The 15,519-nt window shown below is 59.8% G+C and carries 11 protein-coding genes, 7 tRNA genes and 1 pseudogene; 7 read left to right on the forward strand and 12 right to left on the reverse strand.

The annotated features are described in order from the left end of the window. Positions 1-108: 108 nt before the first annotated feature. Positions 109-1,149, reverse strand: a complete 1,041-nt coding sequence (gene dinB / locus H3028_RS01190) for a DNA polymerase IV (protein WP_309109520.1) — start codon at positions 1,147-1,149, stop codon at positions 109-111. Positions 1,150-1,372: 223 nt separating this feature from the next. Between dinB and H3028_RS01195 the strand changes: the two genes are divergently transcribed. Continuing rightward, entirely contained in the window at positions 1,373-1,648 is a 276-nt protein-coding gene (locus H3028_RS01195; RefSeq protein WP_181295246.1) for a hypothetical protein, read from the forward strand. A 167-nt stretch (positions 1,649-1,815) separates the two neighbouring features. Here H3028_RS01195 and H3028_RS01200 read toward each other — a convergent pair whose 3' ends face one another. From H3028_RS01200 to uvrB, 7 genes are all read right to left on the reverse strand, one after another. Next, positions 1,816-2,265, reverse strand: coding sequence for a thioesterase family protein (locus H3028_RS01200; RefSeq protein ID WP_181295247.1), 450 nt, complete (start codon positions 2,263-2,265; stop codon positions 1,816-1,818). 236 nt (positions 2,266-2,501) lie between these two features. Continuing rightward, positions 2,502-2,577, reverse strand: a tRNA-Glu gene (locus H3028_RS01205). A gap of 49 nt (positions 2,578-2,626) precedes the next feature. Further along, positions 2,627-2,702: transfer RNA gene (locus tag H3028_RS01210), tRNA-Ala, on the reverse strand. Between the two features lie 50 nt (positions 2,703-2,752). Further along, positions 2,753-2,828, reverse strand: a tRNA-Glu gene (locus H3028_RS01215). Between the two features lie 52 nt (positions 2,829-2,880). Continuing rightward, positions 2,881-2,956 (reverse strand) — tRNA-Ala (locus tag H3028_RS01220). Positions 2,957-3,122: 166 nt separating this feature from the next. Continuing rightward, entirely contained in the window at positions 3,123-4,604 is a 1,482-nt protein-coding gene (gene gltX, locus H3028_RS01225; RefSeq protein WP_181295248.1) for a glutamate--tRNA ligase, read from the reverse strand. 237 nt (positions 4,605-4,841) lie between these two features. Continuing rightward, positions 4,842-6,857, reverse strand: a complete 2,016-nt coding sequence (gene uvrB, locus H3028_RS01230) for an excinuclease ABC subunit UvrB (RefSeq protein WP_181295249.1) — start codon at positions 6,855-6,857, stop codon at positions 4,842-4,844. Between the two features lie 334 nt (positions 6,858-7,191). Here uvrB and H3028_RS01235 point away from each other — a divergent pair, with 334 nt between their 5' ends. Both H3028_RS01235 and H3028_RS01240 read left to right on the forward strand, forming a co-directional pair. After that, positions 7,192-8,388, forward strand: coding sequence for an amino acid aminotransferase (locus H3028_RS01235; RefSeq protein ID WP_181295250.1), 1,197 nt, complete (start codon positions 7,192-7,194; stop codon positions 8,386-8,388). A gap of 51 nt (positions 8,389-8,439) precedes the next feature. Next, positions 8,440-8,515 (forward strand) — tRNA-Asn (locus H3028_RS01240). A 547-nt stretch (positions 8,516-9,062) separates the two neighbouring features. Here H3028_RS01240 and H3028_RS01245 read toward each other — a convergent pair. The 3 genes from H3028_RS01245 to H3028_RS01255 all read right to left on the reverse strand — a co-directional run bounded on the left by H3028_RS01245 (position 9,063) and on the right by H3028_RS01255 (position 10,234). Next, entirely contained in the window at positions 9,063-9,827 is a 765-nt protein-coding gene (locus tag H3028_RS01245; protein ID WP_181295251.1) for an FKBP-type peptidyl-prolyl cis-trans isomerase, read from the reverse strand. Between the two features lie 240 nt (positions 9,828-10,067). Further along, positions 10,068-10,144: transfer RNA gene (locus H3028_RS01250), tRNA-Asp, on the reverse strand. A 14-nt stretch (positions 10,145-10,158) separates the two neighbouring features. Further along, positions 10,159-10,234: transfer RNA gene (locus tag H3028_RS01255), tRNA-Val, on the reverse strand. A gap of 213 nt (positions 10,235-10,447) precedes the next feature. On the opposite strand from H3028_RS01255, the gene rdgC reads away from it, so the two are divergent. The 3 genes from rdgC (at position 10,448) to sugE (ending at position 12,832) form a co-directional block, all read left to right on the forward strand. Beyond that, positions 10,448-11,368, forward strand: coding sequence for a recombination-associated protein RdgC (gene rdgC, locus H3028_RS01260; protein ID WP_181295252.1), 921 nt, complete (start codon positions 10,448-10,450; stop codon positions 11,366-11,368). A gap of 68 nt (positions 11,369-11,436) precedes the next feature. Further along, a complete protein-coding gene (locus H3028_RS01265) occupies positions 11,437-12,381 on the forward strand; it encodes a bile acid:sodium symporter family protein (protein WP_181295253.1) in 945 nt (314 codons plus the stop codon). A 136-nt stretch (positions 12,382-12,517) separates the two neighbouring features. Next, positions 12,518-12,832, forward strand: coding sequence for a quaternary ammonium compound efflux SMR transporter SugE (sugE, locus tag H3028_RS01270; protein ID WP_181295254.1), 315 nt, complete (start codon positions 12,518-12,520; stop codon positions 12,830-12,832). Between the two features lie 43 nt (positions 12,833-12,875). Here the strand turns inward: sugE and H3028_RS01275 are convergent. Next, positions 12,876-13,861: pseudogene (locus H3028_RS01275) on the reverse strand (alpha-amylase family glycosyl hydrolase). A gap of 364 nt (positions 13,862-14,225) precedes the next feature. Between H3028_RS01275 and H3028_RS01280 the strand changes: the two are divergent. Continuing rightward, positions 14,226-15,506, forward strand: coding sequence for a hypothetical protein (locus tag H3028_RS01280; protein WP_181295255.1), 1,281 nt, complete (start codon positions 14,226-14,228; stop codon positions 15,504-15,506). The last annotated feature ends 13 nt before the right edge of the window (positions 15,507-15,519 follow it).

Here is a 15,519-nt window from a genome sequence, read left to right on the forward strand (position 1 = left end):
CGATGAGCGGCACGGAATACGACGGCTGCTCCATTCGCGCCGCTTGGAGCGGCGCATAACAAGCGCGGGCGTAGGTAGACGGAGCAGTAGCGGAAACGACCGGGGCATCTAAAACAGTCGAAGCTGCTCGAACCCGCTGCGCAGATCAATCAGCCGCACGCCGACGCCGATCAGCCGCACCGGGCGCTTGCCGCGCGCGAAAGCGCCGGCGAGCAAATCGGCGTAATCCTCAAGTTCGAGGCCAGCCCCCGCCTGCTCCAATGTGGTCTGGGTGAAATCGTGGAACTTCAGTTTGACGAAGGGCTTGCCCGGCCGATAACCGCTATCGAGCCGCGCCATCCTCTTGGAGAGCTGTTCGAGCAGCTCCGGCAATCGCTTGAGGCAGGCAGCGAGATCCGGCAGATCGCGATCATAGGTATTTTCGACACTGACTGACTGGCGACGGCTTTCCACTTGGACCAACCGCTCGTCGATCCCATGTGCCAGTCCCCACAGCCTTTCGCCGAACGAGCCGAAATCCCGGACCAGGTCCAAGCGCTTCCAGGTACGCAGATCGGCGCAGGTATGGATGCCCAGTCGCTTCAGCTTTTCCGCCGTGACCCGGCCGACCCCATGCAGCTTGTTGACCGGCAACGCCAACACGAACTCATCGACCTGATTCGGAGTGATTACACACAGTCCGTCCGGCTTGTTCCAATCACTGGCGATTTTGGCGAGAAACTTGTTCGGCGCAACGCCTGCGGAAACCGTGATGCGCAGCTGCTGCCAGACCCGCCGGCGGATGTCTTGGGCAATGCGGGTGGCGCTGCCGGCAAAATGCTCGCAACCCGTCACGTCTAGATAGGCCTCGTCGAGTGACAGAGGCTCGATCAGATCGGTATAGGTCCGAAAGATCCCCTGTATTTCACGCGATGCTTCCCGGTAGGCATCCATACGGGGCCGAAGGATCAGCAGATCCGGACAGAGCTTCAGCGCATGCCCGGATGCCATCGCCGAGCGCACACCATACGCACGCGCTTCGTAATTGCAGGTGGCAATCACGCCACGACGATCTGCCAGCCCACCTACCGCAATTGGCCGGTTTGCGAGACTGGGGTCGTCACGCATTTCGATGGCTGCATAGAAGCAGTCGCAATCGACATGGATGATTTTTCGGGTCGGATTAACGGCGGGAAACTCGTAGCTGCACCAATGAACGCCCTCATCGCAGACGACTTGCAGCGGACGGGGACGGGCCGGCGAACATTATCGCTGATCCGTCGCTCGACGAGGACACTACTGGACCACTCGACTCAAGGCGTGCGAACAATACTCCAGGCACCGAGTCGGAATTAGGGAGGTAGGACCTAATATCCCAATACCGGAGGATCTTATGAAAACCATACCCCTGACCGCTGCAATCTTCGCCAGCCTTGTTGCCACCGGCGCGATGGCCAATCAGGACGACATGCATGACGACGCTCACGGCACAACGGGTGATACCCACGGCAGCGCCATGAGCGAGAACCATCAGCGCGCCAATACCGCTAATGTCGGGAAAGACGGCAAAACCATGGATCAGAAAATGAAAAACGAGGTGCAGGATGATTGGCGCGAAGACGCCGAAGAACGCCGCGACGCCGATACCAGCAAGCCGGAACAGCGCTAGGGTCTGTTGCCGTTTCGTCGCGGTCGCGACGGAGCCGGTTTTTTGCGTGAGACAAGGCACGAGTCGCGCAGTTTGGCTGCTCCAAATAAGCGATGAGGAACGCCGTCTTGCGCGAAACCGGCTCGTCTCTGCGGGTTGCGCGCAAATGACCCCAGCCCAAAGGCGGGTTAAAGCTCGAGGGGATAAGGCTGGACCAATGCCTTGCCGTACCCCTCGACGAATTCCGCCGGCATTCGCTTGGGCTTGCCGTTCGATAGCTGGATGCAGACAAAGGTAGTCTGGGCACGCAGCAAGGTTGCGCCATCGACGGGCCTGATCAGCTGAAAGGTGCGCTTCATTTTCAATCGCTGATCCGAATCGACGATCCAAGTCGCCAGCTGCAGGCGATCACCCCGATAGGCCGCCGCCAGGTAATCGATTTCATGCCTGAGCACCGCCATTGCACGATCCAGCCGACGATAGTCCTCTAGCCCCAGCCCGAGGCTCTGCGAGTGCTGCCACGCGCACCGCTCCAGCCAAGACACGTACACCGCGTTATTGGCATGACCCAGCTCATCGATATGTTCGGCCTCGACGGTGAAGTCGATGATGAACGCGTCGGTCTGGTCCCAGATCATGCATACCCCTCGCTGTGCTGTGCGCCGTCGGATCGCGGCCATACCTATTGGAAGCCAGACGTTCATGAATGTCACGCAGGCGGTCATCTTCTGATGACGGGCCATTCAGCGCCTTTTATCGTTTCAGGCTGATGAAAGCGCCTGTCAACGGCTGCAGCCGATTTAAATCGCGCCCAAAACAAAAAGGGCCACTTCGTTAGAAATGACCCTTTGATGCCCAAAACGGGCAAAAAAAATGGCGTCCCCTAGGGGACTCGAACCCCTGTTACCGCCGTGAAAGGGCGGTGTCCTAGGCCACTAGACGAAGGGGACGAAACCTTCGATGAACAGATCGCGAAAACCGCTACGACCCGTCGTGGATTGGTGGAGCTAGACGGGATCGAACCGTCGACCTCTTGCATGCCATGCAAGCGCTCTCCCAGCTGAGCTATAGCCCCGGATTTAACGTCTCCCGACTCGCGCCGCTTACGCTTCGCGTTCTGAATAATGGCGTCCCCTAGGGGACTCGAACCCCTGTTACCGCCGTGAAAGGGCGGTGTCCTAGGCCACTAGACGAAGGGGACGCAAAGCCCTTCAAAGGCAACCGATCGAACCGACCGGTGTGGCAATCGAGATTGGTGGAGCTAGACGGGATCGAACCGTCGACCTCTTGCATGCCATGCAAGCGCTCTCCCAGCTGAGCTATAGCCCCATCTCGAGGACGGGGCGCATATTAGGTGCGGTCCTGCACAGTGTCAACGATATTTTTCCCTCAACTCGAAGATTTTCTGGCATCAGAACAAATACTTACCGCCGACGAGTGGCGACAGCGAAACCTTATGAAGCGGCACAAGTGCATGCCGCCACTCAAAAGCAGGTCAGACCATCGATGCGTACAGCTTTTCCCACTCCTTCACTTCTTTCTTCGATGCGCCCCCTAGCAGCTCTAGCGCCTGACGCAGACGGAAACGAGTCAGGTCCGGACCAATTATCTCCATCGCATCGAGTACCGACACCGAACTGGCTTGACCGGTGATAGAAGCGAACATCAAGGGCATCACGTCGCGCAGCTTCAGCTCCAGATGCGCAGCGACGGCTTGGATACAGTCTGTAACGCGCTCCTTGTCCCACTGCCGTAGCGCTTCGAGCTTCCACAGCGTGAGCTGCAGTACCTGACGGACCTGGGTGGGATCGAGTTTCTTATGTTCGAAGAGTGCCGGGTCGAGGTTGAGCGCACCCGAAAAGAAAAAGCCCGCCAACGGAGCGATCTGGCTGAATGTCTCCACACGCTGCTGCACATGCGGGGCAATCTTCATCATGTAATCGGGATTGAACGCCCACTTCTGCACCTGCTCCGCAAACTGCTCGACCGACAGCTCGCGCAGCCACTGGCCGTTGAGCCAAGACAGCTTCTCGACGTCGAAGATAGGCCCGCCCAGCGACACGCGATTAATGTCGAAGTGCTCGATCATTTCCGTCAGGGTGAATTTTTCGCGCTCATCAGGCATGGACCAGCCCATGCGCCCCAGATAGTTGAGCATCGCCTCAGGCATGAAGCCCATGCGTTCATAGAAGGTCACTGATGTCGGGTTCTTGCGCTTGGACAGCTTGCTCTTGTCCGGATTACGCAACAGCGGCATATAGCACAGCTGCGGCTGCTCCCAGCCGAAGTATTCATAGAGCTTGATCAGCTTCGGTGCGGACGGCAGCCACTCCTCGCCGCGCAACACGTGGGTGATGCCCATCAGATGGTCATCGACGACGTTGGCGAGGAAGTAGGTCGGCAATCCGTCGGCCTTCATCAGGACCTGCATGTCCATGCGATCCCAGCCGATCTCAACCGTGCCACGGAGCATGTCCTGCACCTGACAGACGCCCTCGGTCGGTACTTTCATGCGGATCACATGGGACTCGCCCGCCGCGATGCGCTGCTGCGCGGTATCGGCGCCGATGTGCATGCAATGGCCGTCGTAGCGCGGCGTTTCCTTGTTGGCCATCTGCTCGGCGCGCACTTGATCGAGGCGCTCGGCACTGCAGAAGCAGGGGAAGGCATGGCCTTTGGCGACCAGCTCATCGGAATACTTCTTGTAGATCTCGCCACGTTCACTCTGCCGATACGGACCGTGCGGGCCGCCAACATCCGGACCCTCGTCCCACTCGATGCCCAGCCAGCGCAGCGCATCGTAGATCTGCTGCTCAGATTCACGCGTCGACCGCAGCTGATCGGTGTCCTCGATACGCAGGACGAACTGGCCGCCGTGCTGGCGAGCGAAGCAAAGGTTGAACAGCGCGATATACGCGGTGCCTACGTGAGGATCGCCGGTGGGAGATGGCGCGATACGGGTGCGAACGGTGGTCATGATGTTCTCGAATCGGGAGCACAAGGAAAACACAGCGGCTGGCGACGTCCATGCTGCTCATCGCCGATCAGCGCTTGTAGAAGGCGCGATGTTAACAGGCGCACCTCTACCGGCTCCACCAGACAAGATCCGTGACAGGCATCGACGCACCCTCTACTGAAATACGCTGCGTGCGGGAGCGCATAGAGCCCGACAGGCCCACTCGTGGTCACTTGATGACCACGTGCAACCAAGCGATCAGACCTGCAGCAGGCGGTCGCGCAGCTTATGGATTTCGTCGCGGGTCTGCGCCGCGGCCTCAAATTCCAGGTCGCGTGCGTAGGCGAGCATCTTCTCCTCCAGCTGACGAATCCGCTTGGTGATTTCGCTTGGTGAGCGCAGCTCGTTCTCGTAGCGTGCGGCCTCCTCCGCCGCCTTCGCCTCGCCTCGGCGTTTCTTGCTGCGCGATCCCGGCACCGTGGCACCTTCAAGAATGTCCTGGACATCTTTGAACACACCCTTAGGGACGATGCCGTGCGCCTCGTTGAAGGCGATTTGTTTGTTGCGGCGACGCTCGGTTTCGCCCATGGCCCGCTCCATCGAGCCGGTGATGCGATCAGCGTAGAGGATCGCCCGGCCGTTGAGGTTACGCGCGGCACGGCCGATGGTCTGGATCAGCGAGCGCTCGGAGCGCAGAAAACCTTCCTTGTCCGCATCGAGGATCGCCACCAGCGATACCTCTGGCATGTCCAGGCCCTCGCGAAGCAGGTTGATTCCGACCAGCACGTCAAATACACCCAGGCGAAGATCCCGGATGATTTCCACCCGCTCGACGGTGTCGATATCCGAGTGCAGATAGCGCACCCGAACTCCGTGATCGCCGAGGTAATCTGTCAGGTCTTCAGCCATCCGCTTGGTCAGGGTCGTCACCAGTACCCGCTCTTCCTTGGCGACGCTTTTGGTAATTTCCGAGAGCAGGTCATCGACCTGAGTCAATGCCGGCCGCACCTCGATCTGCGGATCGACCAGGCCTGTCGGCCGTACCACCTGCTCGATTACCCGCCCGGCATGTTCTGCCTCGTAAGGCCCCGGGGTCGCCGAGACGAAGATGGTCTGCGGGCTGATGGCTTCCCATTCGTCGAAACGCATGGGCCGGTTATCCAACGCTGAAGGCAGGCGGAAACCGTACTCAACCAGCGTTTCCTTACGTGAACGGTCGCCTTTGTACATTGCACCAACTTGCGGCACGCTGACGTGGGACTCATCGATTACCAGCAGCGCATCGGCCGGCAGATAGTCATAAAGCGTCGGCGGCGCCTCCCCCGATGCGCGCCCCGAGAGGTAGCGCGAGTAGTTCTCGATGCCATTGCAATAACCCAGCTCCATGATCATCTCCAGATCGAAGCGGGTCCGCTGCTCCAACCGCTGCGCCTCCACCAGCTTATTGTTCGCTCGCAAATAATCGAGCCGATCCTTGAGTTCCACCTTGATCTTCTCGATGGCCTCCAGCAGCGTTTCGCGCGGCGTCACGTAATGGCTCTTGGGGTAAAAGGTGAAGCGCGGCAGTTTGCGGATCACCTCGCCGGTCAGCGGATCGAAGGCCGACAGACTTTCCACCTCGTCGTCGAACAGCTCGATGCGCACCGCCTCGAGATCGGATTCGGCGGGAAAGATATCAATCACGTCGCCACGCACGCGGAACGTCGCACGGGCGAAATCCATGTCGTTACGGGTGTATTGCAGGCCGGTCAGGCGACGCAGCAGCTCGCGCTGATCAAGGCGATCACCCCGGTCGACGTGCAGCACCATTTTCAGATACGACTGCGGATCACCCAGGCCATAGATGCAGGAGACGGTGGTAACGATGATCGCGTCCGGGCGCTCCAGTAGCGCCTTGGTCGCCGACAGCCGCATTTGTTCGATGTGGTCGTTGATCGAGGCATCCTTCTCGATGAAAGTATCGGACGACGGCACATAGGCTTCCGGCTGGTAATAGTCGTAATAGGAAACGAAGTATTCCACCGCGTTGTTCGGGAAGAACGCCTTGAACTCACCATAGAGCTGAGCGGCCAGGGTCTTGTTCGGCGCCAGCACCAGTGTCGGTCGCTGCACATGAGCGATGACGTTGGCAATGCTGAAGGTCTTGCCGGAGCCCGTCACGCCCAGCAAGGTCTGATGCGACAACCCGGCCTCGATGCCTTCGATCATCTGCCGAATGGCTTCAGGCTGGTCACCGGCGGGCTTGAAACGCGTGACCAATTCGAACTGCGACATATCGACCTCTTATGATTGCAAGCCGCCCGAACACCGAGCGATTAGGCGCTTCTGCAGCGTTCGCAGCGCCCGAGGTGCAGCAGTGCGCTGCAGGACGCCGAACGACTCGCCATTCAATGCGGGCGCCGTCGGGGATATCAAGTGCGTCGCCTGTCAGCACAGCGCAAGCGAGGCAAATGGGCAACAAAACAGCCCCGCGTCATCAGAAAAACCGCCCTAGCATATCGCGACGAAGGACCAGGCCCGTTATACTCCTGCCCCGTTTGCGCACGACCCTCCGCGCCGAAGCGAGGGTGCTGTTTCATTTACCTCCTTCTCTTCGAGCCTTCCCACCATGAGTTTGTTCTCCGCTGTCGAAATGGCGCCGCGCGACCCGATCCTCGGCCTCAATGAAGCCTTCAATGCCGACACGCGGCCGAACAAGGTCAACCTGGGCGTTGGCGTCTACTACAACGAAGAAGGCCGCATTCCCCTGCTGCGCGCTGTTGCCGCCGCCGAGATGGCCCGCTTGGAGCTGAACGCCCCTCGCGGCTATCTGCCGATCGAAGGGATCGCCAGCTATGACATGGCCGTGCAGGGCCTACTGTTCGGTGCCGACTCTGCCCTGGTTGCCGGCGGTCGCGTGGTCACGACTCAGGCCTTGGGCGGCACTGGCGCACTGAAGATCGGCGCCGACTTCCTCAAGCGCATGCTGCCGGACGCGGTCGTGGCCATTACCAACCCGAGCTGGGAAAACCATCGTGCGCTGTTCGAGTCCGCCGGTTTTCCCGTGCAGAACTATAGCTACTATGACGCCGCCAGCCACGGCATTGACCGCGCCGGCATGCTGGAAGACCTGAAAAACCTGCCGCCCCGTTCGATCGTCGTGCTGCACGCGTGCTGCCACAACCCGACCGGCGTTGACCTGCAGCCGGAGGACTGGAAACAGATCCTCGAAGTGCTGCGTGCCAATGACCACGTGCCGTTCATTGACATCGCTTATCAGGGCTTCGGCGACAACATCGAAGAAGACGCCGCCGCCGTACGGCTGTTCGCTGAATCAGGCATGAGCTTCTTCGTTTCCAGCTCCTTCTCCAAGTCGTTTTCGCTGTACGGCGAACGTGTCGGTGCCCTATCGATGGTCACGCAGAGCCGTGACGAATCGGCACGTGTGCTTTCGCAGATCAAGCGCGTCATTCGCACCAACTATTCCAACCCGCCCACTCACGGCGCCACCGTGGTGTCGGCCGTGCTCAACAGCCCGGAACTACGCGCGATGTGGGAAACCGAACTGGGCGAGATGCGCACCCGTATTCAGGACATGCGCCTGAGCATGGTCCGCCAACTGGCCGAGAAAGGCGCCAAGCAGGACTTTAGCTTCGTCGCCAAGCAGCGCGGCATGTTCTCTTACTCCGGCCTTACCGCAGCTCAGGTCGAGCGCCTGCGCGTCGAGTTCGGCGTATACGCCATCGGCACCGGGCGTATCTGCGCAGCGGCTCTGAATCATCGCAATCTGGACCACGTCACCGACGCGATCGTCCAAGTCCTCTGATCTGCAGAGGGTTGACTTCCCCTTTGTAAACAGTAGGATACGCACCGCTGTTCCGCGATAGCTCAGTCGGTAGAGCAAATGACTGTTAATCATTGGGTCCCTGGTTCGAGTCCAGGTCGCGGAGCCAACTTCAAAGCCCCAGGTGATAATCTGGGGCTTTTTTTGTGGCCGCTGGACTTTCACCAGACACCATGTCCCAGGTGATTCGCTTCGCTCACCCCTTCGGGGCCGCGCTGAAGCGCGTTCTGCTGCGCAGTCGAGTCCAGGTCGCGGAGCCAACCTCAAAGCCCCAGTTGATAATCTGGGGCTTTTTTTGTGGCCGCTGGACTCTCACCAGGCACCATGTCCCAGGTGATTCGCTTCGCTCACCCCTTCGGGGCCGCGCTGAAGCGCGTTCTGCTGCGCAGTCGAGTCCAGGTCGCGGAGCCAACTTCAAAGCCCCAAATGACAACCTTGGGCTTTTTTGTATCCGCCGGACTCTCGCGACCCTGCAGGAGCCAGCTTGTTAGCGCTCCGCGCTCCGCGCTCAGCCGCTGCCCCGAACCCGCATTACCCATTGATCGGGAGCAAGCTCGCTCCTACGAAAAGCCTGACATGCAACGGTCTGCACAAAGCTTATCTCGAGAAACGAAAACGCCCCGCATCGGCGGGGCGTTTTCGTTATACGGCAGTGCTTATTGCGCTTCGGTGTTTTCAGCCGATTCGCCAGCTTCGGCCTCGGACTCAGCGGCCGGAGCGGCTTCGTTCTCGTCGCCTTTGATGCCCAGCAGTTCGAGGTCGAAAACCAGCACCGAGTTGGCCGGGATCAGCGGGCTCGGGCTCTGCTCGCCATACGCCAGCTCACTCGGGATGTACAGTTTGTATTTCTCACCCACGTGCATCAATTGCAGACCTTCGACCCAACCCGGAATCACACCACCAACAGGCAGATCGATGGGCGTGCCACGCTTGATCGAGCTATCGAAAACGGTGCCGTCGGTCAGGCTGCCTTCATAATGAACGGTGACGATGTCATCCGGACCCGGCTGAGGGCCTTCGGCTTCTTTGATCACTTCGTACTGCAGACCGGACTCGGTGGTCTTCACGCCTTCACGCTTGGCGTTCTCTTCGAGGAACTTCTTCCCGGCCGCAACCGCTTCCTTATTCATTTCGACCATGCGCTCTTCGGCGCGTGTCTGCAGATAGGCGAAGGCTTCCATCAGCTCTTCGTCGGTCAGCTTCTGCTCTTTCTTACCAATGGCATCGTCGATGCCTTGGGCAACCGCATTCGAATCGAGATCAGCCATGCCTTCCTGAGCCAGGCTCTTGCCCATGTTCAGGCCGATGCCATAGGAGGCTTTCTGCGCCGGAGTCTCCAGCTTGGCGCTGGTTTCCGAATCACAGCCCGCCAGGACCAGGCCAACCAGGGCTATCGCAGACGCCAAACGTTGATGTCTCATTCTGTTTCCTTAAATACGCTTGAAGGGGTGAAGCAAATTGATTGCCGGAGCTTAACAGCCGTCCCTAACAGTGGCTACCGAGCGCGCCGACGTAATACGTAAAGACAATGCAAAGTAAGGAAGTGCCGCACGAAACGCACAAACAGATGAAAAACTCAAAACGTAGGCGAAAAAAAAGCGACCCTAAGGTCGCTTTCTTTTCGAGCTATCAAGGCGTTCAGCGGTCCTTGATGGCGAATATGGCGCAGCGGACGGGACTCGAACCCGCGACCCCCGGCGTGACAGGCCGGTATTCTAACCGACTGAACTACCGCTGCGCTAAAACCTCGAGTGGTGGGTGATGACGGGATCGAACCGCCGACCCTCTGCTTGTAAGGCAGATGCTCTCCCAGCTGAGCTAATCACCCGTTTGCTCTCGAAGTGGGGCGCATTCTAGAGAGGGTTCCGAACCTTGGCAACCCCCTTTTGAAAAAAAAATTGAAGAACTTACAAAGACTTAGGAAACCCACTGTTTATGCCCGTTTTTGCGGTTTCCATCGGCATTGCGAGTTTTCAGGGTTGGCCTGCGTTACAGGGAGGAGAATAATGCGCGCTTTGCTTTTACCGGAGTTTCAATCGCCATGTGGTTTCGCAACCTGCTCGTCTACCGTCTCACTCAGAACGTCCCTTTCGATGTCGAGACACTTGAAACCGCACTGGCCGCCAAGCCCGCCCGCCCCTGCGCCAGCCAGGAGCTGAGCACTTACGGTTTCGTCGCCCCCTTCGGAAAAGGCGAAGACGCACCTTTAGTGCATGCCAGCCAAGGCTTCCTGCTGATCTCTACGCGCAAGGAAGAGCGCATCCTGCCCGGTAGCGTGGTCAAGGACGCACTGAAGGATAAGGTGGACGAGATCGAAAACGAGCAGATGCGCAAGGTCTACAAGAAGGAGCGCGATCAGCTCAAGGACGACATCATCCAGTCTTTCCTGCCCCGGGCCTTCATTCGCAAGTCCGGCACCTTCGCCGCCATCGCGCCAGAGCAAGGCCTAATTCTGGTCGATGCGTCCAGCCCCAAGCGCGCCGAAGACTTGCTTTCGACCCTGCGCGAAGCCATCGGCTCGCTGCCGGTGCGCCCGCTGACTGTAAAGATCGCGCCCTCGGCAACCATGACCGACTGGGTCAAGACCCAGAAAGCTGCGGATGACTTCTTCGTCCTCGACGAATGCGAGTTGCGTGACACCCATGAAGACGGCGGCGTGGTGCGCTGCAAGCGCCAGGACCTGACCAGCGATGAAATCCAGCAGCACCTGGAAGTCGGCAAGCAGGTCACCCAGCTGTCACTGGGCTGGCAGGACAAGCTGTCGTTCCTGCTCGACGACAAACTGGTCATCAAACGCCTGCGCTTCGAGGAATTGCTGCAGGATCAGGCCGAACAGGACGGTGGCGATGACGACCTCGGCCAGCAAGACGCCAGTTTCCTGCTGATGATGCTGACGTTCAAGGAGTTCCTCCCCGCGCTGTTCGAAGCCCTCGGTGGTGAGGAGGTTCCGCAGGGCATCTAAACTGCCTTGCGCGCCGTCAGCGTCAGCCACGCTGACGGCGTTCCCTCAATAACTACAAGGTAAACCCGATGCGCGCCCTCGCCGCCCTCAGCCGCTTTGTCGGCAACACCTTTGCCCTTTGGGTCCTGCTGTTCGCCGTTCTCGCCTTCTTCCAACCCAGCTGGTTTCTCCCGGCCACCGCCTGGATCGTCCCGTTGCTGGGGCTGATCATGTTCGGCATGGGTCTGACGCTTAAAACGGCTGATTTCGCCGAGGTTGCGCGGCGTCCGCTGTGGGTGGCACTAGGCGTCGGCGCACAGTTCATGATCATGCCGGCGCTGGCGTGGTTGCTGTGTCAGGTGCTGGGCCTGCCTGCGGAGATCGCCGTCGGGGTCATTCTGGTCGGCTGCTGTCCGGGCGGAACGGCCTCCAATGTCATCGCCTGGTTTTCCCGGGGCGACGTCGCGCTCTCGGTCGCGATTACCGCAGTGACCACCCTGCTCGCGCCGCTGGCGACACCGGCGTTGATCTGGCTGCTGGCTTCGGCCTGGCTGCCGGTCAATTTCGGCGCACTGTTCATGTCCATCGTGCAGATCGTGCTGCTGCCGATCGCACTTGGCCTGGCTGCGCGCCGCCTGCTGGGTAACCGGGTGCATCAGGTGGTCGAGGTGCTGCCGCTGGTTTCGGTGGTCAGCATCGTGATCATCGTCGCGGCAGTCGTCGCAGCCAGCCAGGCAAAGATCGCCGAATCCGGCCTGCTGATCATGGCGGTAGTGATTCTGCATAACAGCCTTGGGCTCGGCATTGGCTATCTCGTCGGTCACCTGTTCGGCCTGCCGCTGGCACAGCGCAAAACACTGTCGATTGAAGTTGGCATGCAAAACTCAGGACTGGGTGCCGCCCTGGCCAGCGCCCATTTCTCGCCGCTGGCAGCGGTGCCCAGCGCGCTCTTCAGCGTCTGGCACAACCTGTCTGGCGCACTGCTGGCAACCGTATACCGTCGAATGAAAGACGATGATCAACCAGCTCGCTAGCCGTTGAAGCGCCACGGGTCCGGGCCACTTGCCCGGCCCTCCTGAATGTGCAAAATAGCGCCTGCTGAGGACGACCTCAGGCTGTACAGACTCACCGGGGACGGCCCCACCCAATCACCGTCCTGTCGAGGTGCGCATGTCCTGGATCATTCTGTTTCTTGCCGGTCTGTTTGAGATCGGCTGGGCCGTTGGCCTGAAGTTCACCGAGGGCTTCACCCGCCCGATCCCTACCGTGCTAACGATCGCTGCCATGACGGCCAGCCTGGGTTTGCTGGGTCTGGCGATGAAGGAATTGCCGCTGGGCACCGCCTACGCCATCTGGACCGGCGTGGGTGCGGTGGGCACCGTAATCGCCGGAATCATTCTGTTCGGCGAATCGATGAGCCTGTTCCGTCTGGGTAGCGTATTGCTGATCTGTGTTGGCTTGCTCGGTTTGAAACTCAGTCATTGAGGACACAGTAACAGCAGCCGGTGGAACGCCGGCTGCCGCCTCATCAGCCGTGCAACGCAGGCTCGCGATAGTGCCGCGAGCAGGCTCCGCCATCCGCGCGAAACAGATGGCACTTGTTAGCCAGCAGGCCGATCGAGAACGCCTGGCACTCTGCGACACGGCGATTGCCATCACTGGTCACCGCCACCATCGCTTCGACGCCTTCCAGATTCAGGTGCAGCAAGTTGTGATCGCCAAGCCGCTCGGCCACGGCCGAGGGCACATCGAGCCCTTCGACCGGAGCCGACAGATCAAAGTGCCGCGCGCTATCGCCCATGTTGAACAGGCATACCCAGACTTCATCATCCAGCCGACGTTAGTACACCAGCAGCGCCTCGTCATCGTAGACGGTGCGCATGCTGCCTTCGATCAGCAGGCGCTGGTCCTGACGCAGGCGAGGAACGTCGATAGATGTTTAGCATCGAGTCCGGCTCCGGCTCTTGCGCGGCTACCGACAGCGGCAGGTGCCGATCGGGCGGCAACCAGGGTTGCTCACGGCTGAAGCCACCGTGCTGGTCCTGGTCGTGCCGGGGCATAGGCGTGCGGCAACCGTCGCGACCTTTGAATTCGGGCCAGAAGCGGATGCCGCAGGGATCGACCAATTGCTCGAATTGCAACTCGGCTTCATCCAGACCCAGCTCTTCGCCCTGATAGAGGCAAACACTGCCGCGCATGCTCAGCAGCATCGCCATGAACATCCGTCCGCGAGCATGATCCGGCATGGGCAAGATCAATGACCTGCTTGAAGTCTTCCAACGTACCGAACAGCGGATCCACACCGCGGTAGTCGGAGACGTCGTAACCAAAGTCCTTCATCGGCGAGGTGAAGAATGGCGATAGCCAGATGGCGTCGACGTTCAGGCTGGCGATGTAGTCGCTCTTCTCGACCACACCGAGCAGATCGCCGACCCCATCGCCATTGCTGTCGAAAAAGCTGCGCGGGTAAACCTGATAAATGACGCCGCCGCGCCACCAGTCATTGCGATTCATACAACCAACCTTCGATGTTTGGGGGAACACGCCGCCACTCTAGGTGCGTCAACCCGCCGCAACATCCGCCCGGCAGTGCATTACCGAGGCGTAAGAACCGGGCGTAGAGGCAGGCCGAACGGGGGGCGTAGTGCGAACTGGCAACCGCTAGCCAAGCTTCCACCGGGGAATCGCCCTTCGCCGCGATGCGCTCCGCCATAAATCCGTCAGACAACAAGCGAATCGACACTTATCTGTCACGAGCAGGCTATAGGATCAGCTCAGTTCCAGGACTGACACCGCAGTAGCTGCCGCGCTGAGCAGGGTTCCCGCGCCGCCGCACCAGTCGGGAGCGACACGCATCCACCAACCATGGAGAGACCTCATGTTCAAGTGCAAGCCCCTCGCAGCCGCCATCATTGCGATCCTGGCCACTCAGGCCTACGCCGACGACAACAGCGCAGAACAGAACCAGTCCGGTGCGGACAACATTGCCGAAGTCACTCAGACTGGCGGTCAGGACAACCTGTCCTATCAGTCGCAGATCGGCGCCAGCAACGACGCCATGGTCACTCAGAATCAGGCCACCCTGTCGGACGCCGTTCAGACCCAGACCGGCAACATGAACCTTGCCAACATCGTGCAGAACTCGACCGAGCAGAGCGAAGCGATCCAACTGCAAGACGGCAACAACCATGACGCGAGCATCGTCCAGAGCGACTCCTTCGGCGCCAGCGCTCGCCAGTACCAGGCAGGCAGCTACAACACCGCCATCACCGAACAGACCGCGGCTGATCTGAGCACCGCCGTGACCGATCAGGAAGGCAACGACAACTTTGCCGAAACCATCCAGAGCAACACCGAATCGAGCGTTTCGGAGCAGCGTCAGGTCGGCAACGACAACATCTCGCTGGTGTGGCAGGAAGGCGGCGCGGGCAATGACGCTATCGTCACTCAAGAAGGTAACGGTAATGACGCGACCGTTTACCAGGTCAACGCTTTCGGTTCGAACGCCGAAATCAATCAGCAAGGGGATTTGCAGGTTGCATCAGTAAGCCAGGAAGGGTCGGACCACTCGGCCAGCATCCAGTCCATGGGCATGATGAACGAGGCCTACATCGACCAGAGCGGCTCACTGCAGACCGCCTCGATCTACCAGGACGGCGTATCCAACAGCGCGGATATCTTCCAGGCTGGCGAAAGCAACAGCGCTACCACCGAACAGACCGGCGACAACAACTACATTACCGTCGACCAGCTCGATGGCAGCTTCCAGACGGCTTCGCTACAGCAGACTGGCGAGTACAACGAAGCCTACGTCACCCAGCAAGGCACCGATCATCTGATCGATTTTGCTCAGGACGGTAGCGACAACCTGCTCACCGCCAGCCAGACCGGCAATGGCAACGAGCTGACAGGTTCGAGCTATGGCGACAACAACCGCGTGGATGTGGTGCAGGACGGCGACCTCAACGTGGCCGACATCCAACAGATCTACGGCTCGGACAACGAAGTCAGCCTGACGCAGACCGGCGAAGGTCATCTGGCTCAGGTGCTGCAGGGTGGTACTGCCAACCAGGCGATCCTCGACCAGAGCGGCATGGGCAACTCCGCCATGGTGTCGCAGATGGGCTCGGGCAACATGGCCATCGTGACCCAGCAGTAAGCGGTACCGGCAG

The sequence above is a fragment of the Pseudomonas sp. Q2-TVG4-2 genome, from assembly GCF_013620795.1.
In the GTDB taxonomy this organism is placed as follows: domain Bacteria; phylum Pseudomonadota; class Gammaproteobacteria; order Pseudomonadales; family Pseudomonadaceae; genus Stutzerimonas.

Bases quoted from the DNA above. Each gene is read 5' to 3' on its own strand.
- gltX (WP_181295248.1), bottom strand. From the start codon at position 4,604: ATGACCACCGTTCGCACCCGTATCGCGCCATCTCCCACCGGCGATCCT.
- H3028_RS01280 (WP_181295255.1), top strand. From the start codon at position 14,226: ATGTTCAAGTGCAAGCCCCTCGCAGCCGCCATCATTGCGATCCTGGCC.
- H3028_RS01235 (WP_181295250.1), top strand. From the start codon at position 7,192: ATGAGTTTGTTCTCCGCTGTCGAAATGGCGCCGCGCGACCCGATCCTC.
- H3028_RS01245 (WP_181295251.1), bottom strand. From the start codon at position 9,827: ATGAGACATCAACGTTTGGCGTCTGCGATAGCCCTGGTTGGCCTGGTC.
- rdgC (WP_181295252.1), top strand. From the start codon at position 10,448: ATGTGGTTTCGCAACCTGCTCGTCTACCGTCTCACTCAGAACGTCCCT.
- uvrB (WP_181295249.1), bottom strand. From the start codon at position 6,857: ATGTCGCAGTTCGAATTGGTCACGCGTTTCAAGCCCGCCGGTGACCAG.
- H3028_RS01265 (WP_181295253.1), top strand. From the start codon at position 11,437: ATGCGCGCCCTCGCCGCCCTCAGCCGCTTTGTCGGCAACACCTTTGCC.
- sugE (WP_181295254.1), top strand. From the start codon at position 12,518: ATGTCCTGGATCATTCTGTTTCTTGCCGGTCTGTTTGAGATCGGCTGG.
- H3028_RS01200 (WP_181295247.1), bottom strand. From the start codon at position 2,265: ATGATCTGGGACCAGACCGACGCGTTCATCATCGACTTCACCGTCGAG.
- H3028_RS01195 (WP_181295246.1), top strand. From the start codon at position 1,373: ATGAAAACCATACCCCTGACCGCTGCAATCTTCGCCAGCCTTGTTGCC.